Origin of the sequence: Streptomyces cinnamoneus (genome assembly GCF_002939475.1) — a bacterium.
Classification (GTDB): Bacteria; Actinomycetota; Actinomycetes; order Streptomycetales; family Streptomycetaceae; genus Streptomyces; species Streptomyces cinnamoneus_A.
Map to the genome: position 1 here is coordinate 405,589 of NZ_PKFQ01000001.1, position 11,199 is coordinate 416,787.

Genomic DNA, 11,199 nt, shown 5'->3' on the forward strand with positions numbered 1-11,199 from the left:
GTCCTGTGTTGTCCCGCGAACGGCCCCGAAAGGCCTCGTCTCGATGCCCGAGCGTGAGCGCTACCTCTTCGTCAGGATCCTGGAAGCCTGCAACGCCGACTGTTTCATGTGCGAGTTCGCCCTCTCCCGCGACACCTACCGCTTCTCCCGGGCCGACTTCGACGACCTGCTGCCCAAGGCCCGCGCCGCCGGCGTGTCCTACGTGCGCTTCACCGGCGGCGAGCCCCTGATGCACCGGGACGTCGTGGAGCTGGTGCGGGCGGGGACGCGGGCGGGCATGCGGATGTCCCTCATCACCAACGGGATGCTGCTGCCCAGGATGGCCGAGCCGCTCGCCGGGGCGGGGCTGGCCCAGGTGATCGTCAGCCTCGACGGCGGGTCGGCCGCGACCCACGACGTCTACCGCCGCTCCCCCGGCATGTTCGACAACGGGCTGCGCGGGTTGCGCGCCGCCGCGGCACTCGGTGTGCTGACGAGGGTCAACACCGTCGTCGGGCCGCACAACTACACCGAGATGCCGCGCCTGCAGGAGGTCCTCACCGAGGCCGGCGTGCGGCAGTGGGAACTGTCCGCGCTGAAGCTGGACCGCGCCATCACCTACCCCGACCCCGGGCACGTGCGCGAGGTCTGCGACCCGCTCTACGAGGCCGACCCGGGCGCCCTGCTCGTTCCCCTGGGGAAGCGGTTCTACGGCGACACCCCGGAGGAACAGGACCGGTACTTCACCCGATCGCTGACCCCGCGCGCCTCCCGGCCCCTGTGCCACGTGGTGGACGACGTCATCTACATCGACGGGAGGTACGGGCGGATGTACGCGTGCAGTTGCCTGCCGCACCGCGAGGACGGGGACGGCCCGGCCGGTGGCGCCCCCGTGCGCGAGAACGGGGCCGTCCTGCTGGACACGCCCGCCTTCCGGACGCACATGGACTTCTTCCGCGAGAACGGCCCCGACCTGTGCGGAGGCTGCTCCACCACGGCCGCCGGGTACAGCGACGACGTCGCCCGGCTCGGGACGGTGCCGCCATGGCGGTACTGAACCCGGGCGGGGCACCGTCCCCCTCCGGCCGCGACGCGCGGCCGGCGCCCGTCGCCGTGCCCCACCACCGCGTGCTGCTGGTGTCCCGGGACGACGAACTCGACTCGCTGCTGGCGTGCCGCCGGATCGCCGCGCACCTCGGCGGGCTCACCACCACGCGGCGGGTCGCCGGCGACGCGCCGCCGGACGCGGCGCTGGTCTGCGACGACCGGACGGCCACGCACCGGTTGCTCCGGCGGGGCGTACCGGTCATCCACCTGCACTCGGGGCACCGGGGGACGGCCGCCGGGCGTGCCCCCCACGGGGCGCTGCCACGCGCGCACCGGCCCGAGTGGCTGCCCGGCCCCTGGCCGTCGGAGGACGGCGCCCGGCCGACGGGAAGTCTCGCTCCGGCCCGCACCGCCAGGGACAGGACACGGTCGGGGGCCTTGCTCCTGCTCTCCCTCTGGGGCGTCCCGGACGGTGAGGCGGAGGCGTTCGTCCACGGGCCGCTGCGGACACTGGTCCGGGGCGCCACCGCCGACGGCAGGCGGTGCGAGGTGGTCTGCGACACCCGTCTCGGCCACGTCCGTTCCGCCCTCGCGGACACCGGCGGGCCGGGGATGCGGCTCAGCCGTGCCGCCGAGGTGGACGTCGACGCGCTGCACGCCGCCGCCGCCGTGTTCGTGGCCTCGCCGACCCTGGGCGCCCTGGTGCTGGCCCAGGCCCGGCGTGCGCCGCTGGTCCTGCTCCCCCCGCTGGGCGCCGTCCAACGGGACCTGGCCGGGCGCGTGGCCCGCGCGGCCGCCGTGCCCGTGGCCGACGACCCCGGCGACCCGTCCCTGTGGGTGCCCCCGGAGACCGGGACGCCGTGGGCCGCGCTCGACCCGGCGCCGGACGACCTGCGGGGAGCGCAGCGCGTCGCCCGCGGACTCCGGCAGCTCTCGCTCGCGCCCCCGTGAACCGCGCTCCGCGGCGACGCGGCCACCGCAAGCCCCCTTCGAGTCACCGATCGCCCGTCGACCCTGGAGCCGCCATGTCCGGCACGCCCGGCGAGCACGACACGACCACAGACCCCGCCGGCTTCCGTCCCCGCGTCCCCGCCGCCGAGTGGAACGACTGGCGCTGGCACATGCGCAAGCGCATCAACACCACCGACAAGGCCCGGCGGTGGCTGCGCCTGACCGCCGACGAGGAGAAGGCCATCGCCGCCTCGGCGGGCAAGTACCGCTGGAGCATCACCCCGTACTACGCGTCGTTGATGGACCCCGACGACCCCGCCTGCCCGGTCCGGCTGCAGGCGGTGCCCGCGCCCGGCGAGCTGGAACGGTTCCCGGGCACCGACGTCGACCCGGTCGGCGACACCTACTACCGCAAGACCAACCGGGTGGTGCACAAGTACCCGGACCGGGTGATCATGCTGGTCACCGAGGCCTGCCCGGTCTACTGCCGGCACTGCACCCGCAAGTTCCACACCACCGACGTGACCGGCACCTACTTCCGCGACGACGAGGGCGGCTCGTTCGACGAGGACCTGCGCTACATCGCCGACCACCCCGAGATCCGCGACGTGCTGCTGACGGGCGGCGACCCGCTGTCGTACCAGGACGGCAAGCTGGAGGAGATCGTCTCCGGGCTGCGGGCCATCCCGAGCGTGGAGATCATCCGCATCGGCAGCCGCTTCCCGGTGCTGCTGCCGCAGCGCATCACCGACGACCTGTGCGCCATGCTCGCGCGCCACCACCCGGTGTGGCTCAACACGCACTTCAACCACCCCAAGGAGATCACGCCGGAGTCCGCCGCCGCCGTCGACCGGCTGCTGCGCCACGGCGTTCCGGTCGGCAACCAGACCGTCCTGCTGCGCGGGATCAACGACGACGTCACCACGATGCGCACGCTCATGACGGAGCTGCTGCGCATCCGCGTCCGCCCCTACTACCTCTACCACTGCGACAACGTCACCGGCGTCGCCCACTTCATGACCTCCGTGGAGAAGGGCTGGGAGATCATGGAGGGCCTCCAGGGCCACATCACCGGCTTCGCGGTGCCGCAGTACGTGCTGACCACCCGGATCGGCAAGATCCCCATCGCCCGGCCGTACTTCACCCCCACCGCCGACGGCCTGCTGCTCCGTAATTACCGGGGCGAGGAGATGGTCGTCGGCACCGCCGTCCACCCGATCACGGAGCCTGATGCGCGATGACCCTCGACAAGCGGCTCGGACAGCGTTTCCTGCCCTACGGGGCCAACTACCTCGACTGGTCGGACATGCGTGAACTGCGCGAGGCCATCGAGCAGGGCGTGCTCTTCCGCTACCAGACGGACGGGGAGTCCGTCGCCTCCCGGCTGGAGCGCCGCGTCGCCGAACGGCTGGGCGCCGGCCACGTCCTGGCCGTGCACAACTGCACCGAGGCCCTCCGGCTCGCCCTGATCTCCACCCGGCCGCGCACCGGCGACCTCGTCCACATTCCCGCGGTCACGTTCGTGGCCGTCGCGGGCGCGGTGCTCTCCAGCGGGCTGGTCCCCGTGCTCGTCGACGTCGACGAATCGCTCTCCCTGGACGCCGCACTGCTGCCGCCGGGCACCGAACGGGTCATCGTCGCCCACATGGAGGGAACGGTGGCCCCGCTGCCCCAGGGCGTGCCCTACGTCGTCGAGGACTGCGCCCAGGCGCTCGGCGCCACCTTCCCCGACGGGCGGCACGCCGGGACCGCCGGGTACGCGGGGACGTTCAGCTTCCACCACAACAAGGTGCTCACCTCCGGTGAGGGCGGACTGGTCGTCACCGGCGACCCGGCCGCCTGGGCGACCATGCGCTGCTACCACGACCACGGCTCGGCCCGGGTGCCCGGCCGCTACCCGACGTGGAACCCGGACGCCCACTACGGCGAGAACTTCGTCACCAGCGAGGGGGTGGCCGCCGTCCAGTTCCAGCAGTTCCGCCACCTCGACGAGCTCCTGGCCGGGCTCGAACGCCAGCACGCCATCGCCATGGACGCGCTCCCCGACCGTGGCGACCTGCGCGTCCTGCCGCGGGCCACGGGGGACGTGAAGATCAGTCTGCGGTTCCGGTGGGAGAGCCGGGAACTGCGCGACGCGGCGGTGGCCGCGCTCACCCGGCGCGGCATCGCCAACTGGACCCTCGACAAGTACTTGCTGCCGGAACACCCGGTGATCACCGGCCGGCGCTCCCTCTACAGCGACGGCTTCCCCTGGAGCCTGGCCCCCGACCGGCCGCTGATGCTCAGCCGCGACGGTTTCGCCCGCACCCGCGACCTGCTCGACCGCACCCTGTGCGTGCCGTTGTCGCCGGAGCTGTCCGAGCCCGACCAGGTCCTCGCGGTCAAGACCCTGCGCCAGGTCCTGGAGGCCGTGTGAGCGGGGGCGGCCCGGTGCTGCTGATGGCGGACGACCGGGCGGGCTCCTTCACCCGGTACGCGGCGCGGCACCTGGCGGGACGGCTGGTGCTGCTGCGCTTCGCGGAGGTCCGCCGGGATCTGTCGGAGGACTACCTGCGCGAGACGGCGCACCTGCCGGCGTTCTGGGTGCGGGAGGGGGTGCCGTTGGAGGAGGAGGTGCGGCGCTACGCCCGGTGGGCCGACGGCCTGCCCGTGCGGCCCAGCCGCTTCTGCAACCCGTCGGAGCCCCGGCAGGCGGTGGCGCAGCGGTTCGCCCGGCTCGCCGGCCTGCCCCACCTGACGGAACGCCAGGTGACGTGGGTGCGCGACAAGGCCGCCATGAAGGACAGGTTCCGGGAACTGGGGCTGCGCACCGCACGGTACGCGCGCGTGGCGTGCGCGGCGGATGTCGAACGGTTCGCGGCCCGGTGCGGCTGGCCGCTGGTGCTCAAGCCCACCGACTCCTTCGCCTGCGTGGACACCTTCCGCCTGGACGGCCCCTCCTGCCTCGCCGGGACCGACTTCGGCGCACGGGAGTGGATGGTCGAGGAGCACCTCGGCGGCACCGAGTGGGAGGTGTGCGCCCTGATCCACGACGGGCGGGTGCTGGACGCCTGGCCCAGCGCGATGCCGTGCCGGCCGCTGGACATCGTCGACGGCGCCTTGAACGCCAACATCAGCGTCGCCACCGGCGAGGGACCGGGCGTGGACCTGCGGGCGCTCCTCCAGCGGATCGCCACCGGCATGGGCCTCGACCACGGCTACGTCCACATGGAGTTCTTCCTGGTGGACGGGCAGGTGCACGCCGGTGAGATCGGGGTGCGGCTGGCGGGCTGCGAGATCACCGCCAACCACGGACTGGCATACGGTTTCGACGTCTTCGGTGCCACGCTGGACGTGTACCTGGGCCGGCGTCCCCCACTCCGGTACGGCCTGCGGCGGTGCGCAGGCGACCTGTTGCTGCCGCTGCCGGGCTCGGGCGTCGTGCGCGCCGTCACCCCCAGGGAGGAGCTGTTGCGCATCCCCGGGGTCGTCGACGCCGTTCTCAAGGTGGGCGTCGGGGACGTGGTGGCGGCACGCCGTGCCTCGCACAACGCGTCCGGGTACGTCCATGTGACAGGCACATCGATCGGCGAGGTGGAGCGGCGTATGCGCGAGGTCCTGGACACCTTCACGATCGACGTGGCTCCCGCCGCCGGGGCGCGGGAGGCCGGCGCCGCGCACCGCTGATCCCGGCCGGTTCCGGGGCGCGCCCGCCCGTACGCGGGGCGCGCCCGGCGACACCGGCCCTGGCCCGGCCGCTCGGCGCGGCCACCGAACGGAGTCCGAGACAGTGACGAACGGGTTGCCCCGCCGGTTCCTCGATCTGCTGACGCGCCGCCATGTGGCGGGACCGGCCTGGTGGAGCGTGGTCTCCAGGATGCCGGTGTATCTGATGTCGCTGGCCATGGTGCTGGTGGTGCGCGAACAGGGCGGAAGTTACGCGCGGGCCGGCCTGGTGGCCGCCCTCTACACCGCCGGCATGGCGGTGGGCGGTCCCCTCGTCGCCCGGTACGCCGACCGCAGGGGCCGGCGGGCGGTGCTCGTGGCGACCGGCGTGGTCTATCCGTCGGCGCTCGCCGTGCTGGTGTGGGCCACCGTGCCGGGCGACTGGGCGCAGCCCGTCGTGGCGGTCGTCGCCGGCGTGGCGCTGCCGCCCGCCAACGCCTGTATGCGCTCGCTGTGGGCGCGGCTTCCGCTCAAGGACAGCGAACGGGAGATCGCCTATCTGTGGGAGGCGCTGCTCACCGAGGTCCTGGTCATCGGCGCGCCGCTGATGCTGGCCGCGCTGATGCTCCCGGCGTCCGCCGGTCTGGCGCTGACGACGGTGGCCACGATCGGCGGCGTGGGGGCGCTGGGGCTGGCCCTCACCCCGCTGCCCGCCGGCACCGAGCGGGCGGATCCGCGCCGGGAGGCGGCGCCCGGGCTGCTGGGGCCGCTCAGGGAGCCGGCGATGCTGGCGCTCACGGCCGTCATGGCCGTGTGCGCGGTGCCCATCGGGCTGATGACGCTCGCGATCCCGGCCTTCGTCGACGCGCACGGATCGCCGGGCAGCACGGGCGTGGTGTACGCGTGCTGGGGCGTCGGCAGCGCGGTCGGGGCGCTGTGGCTGGGGCGTTCCCAGTCCGAGGTGGCGGTGCACCGGCGGTTCCCGCGCCTGGTCCTCGCGTACGCCGTCGGCACGGCCCTGCCGTTGCTGGCCGTTTCGGAGCTGACGCTGGGGATGGCCCTGGCGGTGGGCAGCGCTCCCATCGCCCTGGTGTCGGCCAGCGAGATGAAGCTGGTGAGCACGGTCGCGGACGGCCGTCTGCTGACGGAGGCGTTCACGTGGGCGTCCCTGGCGACCGTCGTGGGGGACGCGGTGGGCCAGCAGGCCGGCGGGCTGCTGATGGAACCGGTGGGGCCGCACGGGGTGTTCTCGGTGGCTTCGGGCGTGGCCCTGGCCGGGGCCGCCCTGGCGTTCGCCTGCCGGGGGCTGCTCGGCCGCCGCGTGGCCGTTCCCGCGGAGTGCGCCGCGTGAGGGGGCCCGGGGCCGCCCGGCCGCCGCCCGGCCCCCTCCCCCCGCCCCGCCGTCGTCCCCCTTCTCCCGGTCAGCCACGAACACGAGGTATCCCCCCATGAACCCTGCCGTCACCGGACCGCGGCCCGAGCAGCCGCCCGCCGCACCGGACAGCGGCCTCTTCCGCACCGTCGCCCTCGACCGGTTCCCCTCGGCCGTCGGGGAGTTCCTGGCGGCACCCGGCCGGACGCCCGTGCCCGTGCCGGTCGACGGGCGCGCCGATCTGGTACGGGGGGTGGCGGCGGCGAACGGCCTGTACGGCGCGGTCCACACGCCGGCGCCCCTGGACTTCGGTGTGGTGCTCGGCGCGGAGGAGCTGCCCGACGGCCTGCCGGAGCTGGCCGGCCCGCTCGCTCGTCAGTGGCTGGACGAGAAGGAACTCGCCGACGACGGCTTCCACCACCGGCACCCGGGCACCCTGCTGCTCGTCGGCTCCTACGACCGGCTGAACCTCTCCCCCGTCCGGGCCCTGCTCCTGGCCACCTACCGGGGTGCGGAGCGCGCGCTGACGCTGCTGAGCGGCCGTGACGGCGTCTCGGTGGCCTGGAACGTGGCCAAGCAGTACGCCCGTCCGGCCGCGGACGTCGAGGCGCTGGGCCTGTTCACCGACACCGACCGGCCCCCGCACCTGCCGGGCGTCCGGGTCTTCGACGACCGCGACTTCGAACGCGCCGACATCCAGGCGGAGATCCTCGGCACCCGGTGGCGCCGGGTCGTCTTCCAGGGCCACGGCAAGGACGACAGCGTCAACCTCGGCGAGTTCACCATCTGCGGCCTGAACCCGGCCGTCGCCGCCGTGCCCGGCCTGCTGGGCCCGCGGTGCGCCTACGGGCTGCCGTGCTACAAGCCGGAGGACAAGCTCGTCCCCCTCCACCGGGTCGAGGCGGTGGAGCTGGTGCTCAGCGCCTGCAACAGCGGCCCCCTGGCGGACCTCGCGCTCTACGACCCCAAGTACCAGCTGCTGCTCAACGCCCTCGACGGCCCGGCCCGCACCGTGGTGTCCGCCGTGTCCGTCCACGATTCGGACCGGCCCGAGAACGTGGCGTGGATGCGCGCCGCCCTCTCCGGCGCGGACTCGGTCGACACCCTCAACGCCAGCCTGGCGGGCTCGCACCCCTACCCGGCGTTCATGCGCTTCGGCATGCCGGGCGAGCCGGACGGGACACCCGCCGCGCCGCGGCCCTCCGACCACAGCCCCGACCCCCTGCTCCTCACCACCGGGCGCCGGCTCACCGCCCTGCTGGCCTCCGGGCTGCTGCCGCACAACCACCCGCTGCGCCCCCGGCTGGACAAGCTCGCCCGCAAGGTGGACCAGTGGGTGGCCCGCCCCACCCACGCCGCCGACCAGTCGCCGCGGGAGATCCGCTCCTCGCTCGCCGCCGACCTCCAGTCGCTTGACCACGTGATCGCCGAGCAGGTCGCGGCGAACCCCGAGAACGACCTCATGAACTACCCGGCGCACTTCGGGGACCGCAGCTCCCTGGACCCGCACGTACGGGAGGTGACCTGCCACTGCGGGCGGCCCGCCCAGGAGTTCACCCGGCGCGGTCTGCTCCCGCACGTACTCGACACCACCTGCGCGGTCTGCATGCGCTGCGGAGACGTCACCTTCCGGGTGCCCGACGCGCCGGCGCTGCTGGCGCACGCCGACGACGAGGTGGAGCAGGGCGGGGTGCTGGAGGTGCGCGCCGAGCTCACGGCGTCCCGGCCCGGGCCCGTACGGCTCGGCCTGTTCGTCCCGACGTACCTGCGCGAGGACACCACCGTCGAACCGGTCACGGTCAAGGTGCGGGGCTCCGCCGAGCAGCCCAGGGACGTGCTGTTCCGGGTGCGGTTCGCCGACGCCACCGCGCCGCAGGCCTACTACTTCACGGTCTTCGCCGTGCAGGACCTCGCCGTCTCCACCGCCCGGCGCCACTTCGGCGTCGTGCCGCGCCGCAGCTGAGACCCCCGCACCGACGTGACACAGCCGCCGGCCGCCCCTCTCGCGGACCCGGCGGAACCCGACGGACGAAGGACGGTTGCCATGGACCACCCGACCACGCCCACCATCGAGCTCGTCGAACGCGACGGCGAAGTGACCCTGAGCATCGGCGGCGAGCAGGCCATGCAGGCATGGGAGCGCGACCTGATGTGGGCGAGCGCCGACATGCTGTGCGAGTACGGCCAGGACTTCTACGAGGTGGGCCTCGGCCTGGGCCTGTCCGCCCTGCGCATCGCGAACAACCCGGCCACCCGCAGCCACACCGTCCTGGAGCTCTTCGACGAGGTCGAGGACCTCTTCCGGGCCCGCCACCCGCACCTGCCGGACAACCTGACCATCGAACGCGGCGACTTCTTCCGGCGCGTCTTCGAGCTGCCCTCGGAGAGCGTCGACGGGATGTTCTTCGACCCCGCCCTCGACATGGACGTCTGGACGAACGCGGACCTGTGGGCCAGGACCATGCCGGAGGTGGTCCGGGTGCTGCGCCCCGGCGGGGTGTTCATCCCGTTCTTCAGCACCAAGCCGGAACTCCGCTGGCAGTACCTGCCGCACTTCCGCACCATCCGCGTCGAGCGCCACCCGTACGTGGCGTACGACACGACCGAGTACACGCACGGCACCAGGGGCGACGCCTACGTGCAGTGCTTCCGCAAGGACTGACCGGCCCGCACCGCCCGCACCACCCCGACCCCGACCGCGACGCCGCCATCACCGTCCGGCGGGCCCGTGACGCCCGCCGCCCTGGAGGTCTCCGTGACACCCGGATCCACCACCGCAGCTCCCGGCCACCACCCGGACATCCGCTCGGTCTTCCTCGCCGGCCCGTTCCTCCAGCTCCTGGACCCGGCCACCGGGGAGATGCCCGAGAGCGCCCGCAACCCCTTCGACACCCTGATCAAGCACTTCGAGGCCCAGCGCCTGTCCGTCCACAACGCGCACCGCCGGGAGGCGTGGGGGGCGGAGCTGATGCGCCCGGAGGAATGCACCCGTATCGACCAGGAGGAGATCCGCAAGGCCGACGCGTTCGTCGCCCTGCCGGGTTCTCCCGCCTCGCCCGGCACCCACATCGAGATCGGCTGGGCCAGTGCCTTCGACAAGCCGATCGTCCTGCTCCTGGAGAGGGACCGCGACTACACCTTTCTCGTCCAGGGCCTGCACACGGTGGCGACGGTCGAGTACGTCGTCCACAGCGACATCGCCGGCGCCCTGCCCGCCGTCGACACGGCCCTGCGCCGCGCGGTGACCCGGCACCGGGAGGGAGCGGGCGGCCGGTGACGCCACGGCCCGCCGCCACGACGCCCGGCCCGGGCCGGGGCGGCTGACTCGAGGGCGGAGCGAGGCCGCCCCGGTGCCGGCATCCGGGGCGGCCTCCGGCTCAGCGCCTCACGTCCGGTGTGCGGGCGGGGCGCACCCAGGACCTGCCTGCCCCGGCGCTGGGCTCCCCTGCCGGAACGGGCCGTACGCGCCCTGGCCGCCCGGCCGGTCCCCACCCGGGCCGGGGCGGGGGCGCTGCTCGGCCGCTATCTGGAGCAGCTCGCGGAGCAGACGGGCGAGGACTGGCCCGAGGCGGACGCGGCCAGGCTCGGCTCGGCCGCCCTGGACCTCGCGACGGTCCTGCTCGGCGGCCTGGCCCGGGCGGACGGACTGCTCGCCCCGGAGTCACGGCAGTCGGTCCTGCGGCTGCGGGTGAAGGCGTTCATCCGGGAGAACCTGGGCTCCCCGGGGCTCACGCCGCGGGCCATCGCCGACGCCCACGGCATCTCGGTGCGTCACCTGCACCAGTTGTTCCGCGAGGAGGACCGGTCCGTCAGCGCCCCGGTGAGGTCCTCGCGCCTGGAGCGCTGCCTCGCCGACCTGGGCGAGCCGGGCCTCGCCCACCTGCCGGTCGCCGCCGTCGGCGCCCGGTGGGGCTTCACGGACCCGGCGGCGTTCAGCCGTGCGTTCAAGGCCGCCTACGGGAGCCCGCCGGGTGACTGCCGCAGGCGCCGCCTCGCTCTTCGACGGTCCGGGACGCGGGGACCGGACGGCTCCTGAAGCCGGGGCGGCGCGGTGGCCGCGAGCCCGGCGGCGGCGAGAACGGATGCGGCCAGTGCGGCCGTGCCGTGTGCGGTTGTCGCGTCACCCCCAGGTGTTGGACACTCAACTCCCGCTGCGCCGCCGCTCTTTGATCCGGTCATCGGCCGGCACCGGCGACCGGCGGGAC

10 protein-coding genes are annotated in these 11,199 nt (G+C 74.0%); all 10 read left to right on the plus strand.

Annotation, left to right across the window (positions count from 1 at the left end; genetic code table 11):
• The first annotated feature begins 43 nt into the window (after positions 1 to 43).
• The 10 genes from blsE to CYQ11_RS02035 all read left to right on the plus strand — a co-directional run bounded on the left by blsE (position 44) and on the right by CYQ11_RS02035 (position 11,030).
• Entirely contained in the window at positions 44 to 1,036 is a 993-nt protein-coding gene (blsE, locus tag CYQ11_RS01990) for a cytosylglucuronate decarboxylase (protein WP_099198041.1), read from the plus strand.
• Positions 1,024 to 1,977: a CGA synthase-related protein gene (gene blsF / locus CYQ11_RS01995; protein WP_099198042.1), complete on the plus strand. Its 954-nt coding sequence runs from the start codon at positions 1,024 to 1,026 to the stop codon at positions 1,975 to 1,977. The genes blsE and blsF overlap by 13 nt, the downstream gene beginning before the upstream one ends.
• Before the next feature lie 74 nt (positions 1,978 to 2,051).
• A complete protein-coding gene (gene blsG / locus CYQ11_RS02000) occupies positions 2,052 to 3,218 on the plus strand; it encodes an arginine 2,3-aminomutase (RefSeq protein ID WP_099198043.1) in 1,167 nt (388 codons plus the stop codon).
• Positions 3,215 to 4,393 carry a DegT/DnrJ/EryC1/StrS family aminotransferase gene (locus CYQ11_RS02005; RefSeq protein WP_099198044.1) on the plus strand — a complete coding sequence of 393 codons (1,179 nt, stop codon included), beginning with the start codon at positions 3,215 to 3,217 and terminating at the stop codon, positions 4,391 to 4,393. The genes blsG and CYQ11_RS02005 overlap by 4 nt, the downstream gene beginning before the upstream one ends.
• On the plus strand, positions 4,390 to 5,643 hold the full coding sequence (locus CYQ11_RS02010; protein WP_240003218.1) for an ATP-grasp domain-containing protein: 1,254 nt from the start codon (positions 4,390 to 4,392) through the stop codon (positions 5,641 to 5,643). The genes CYQ11_RS02005 and CYQ11_RS02010 overlap by 4 nt, the downstream gene beginning before the upstream one ends.
• A 103-nt stretch (positions 5,644 to 5,746) precedes the next feature.
• The gene (locus CYQ11_RS02015) at positions 5,747 to 6,973 is read left to right on the plus strand and encodes an MFS transporter (protein ID WP_240003219.1); all 1,227 of its coding nucleotides are present in this window, start codon (positions 5,747 to 5,749) and stop codon (positions 6,971 to 6,973) included.
• Positions 6,974 to 7,070: 97 nt separating this feature from the next.
• Positions 7,071 to 8,957, plus strand: coding sequence for a hypothetical protein (locus CYQ11_RS02020; RefSeq protein ID WP_099198045.1), 1,887 nt, complete (start codon positions 7,071 to 7,073; stop codon positions 8,955 to 8,957).
• Between the two features lie 81 nt (positions 8,958 to 9,038).
• On the plus strand, positions 9,039 to 9,656 hold the full coding sequence (locus tag CYQ11_RS02025; protein WP_099198046.1) for a class I SAM-dependent methyltransferase: 618 nt from the start codon (positions 9,039 to 9,041) through the stop codon (positions 9,654 to 9,656).
• 93 nt (positions 9,657 to 9,749) lie between these two features.
• Positions 9,750 to 10,271 (plus strand): nucleoside 2-deoxyribosyltransferase, encoded by a 522-nt coding sequence (locus tag CYQ11_RS02030; RefSeq protein WP_205041782.1) that lies wholly within the window; start codon positions 9,750 to 9,752, stop codon positions 10,269 to 10,271.
• 117 nt (positions 10,272 to 10,388) lie between these two features.
• Positions 10,389 to 11,030, plus strand: coding sequence for a helix-turn-helix domain-containing protein (locus tag CYQ11_RS02035; protein WP_099198047.1), 642 nt, complete (start codon positions 10,389 to 10,391; stop codon positions 11,028 to 11,030).
• The last annotated feature ends 169 nt before the right edge of the window (positions 11,031 to 11,199 follow it).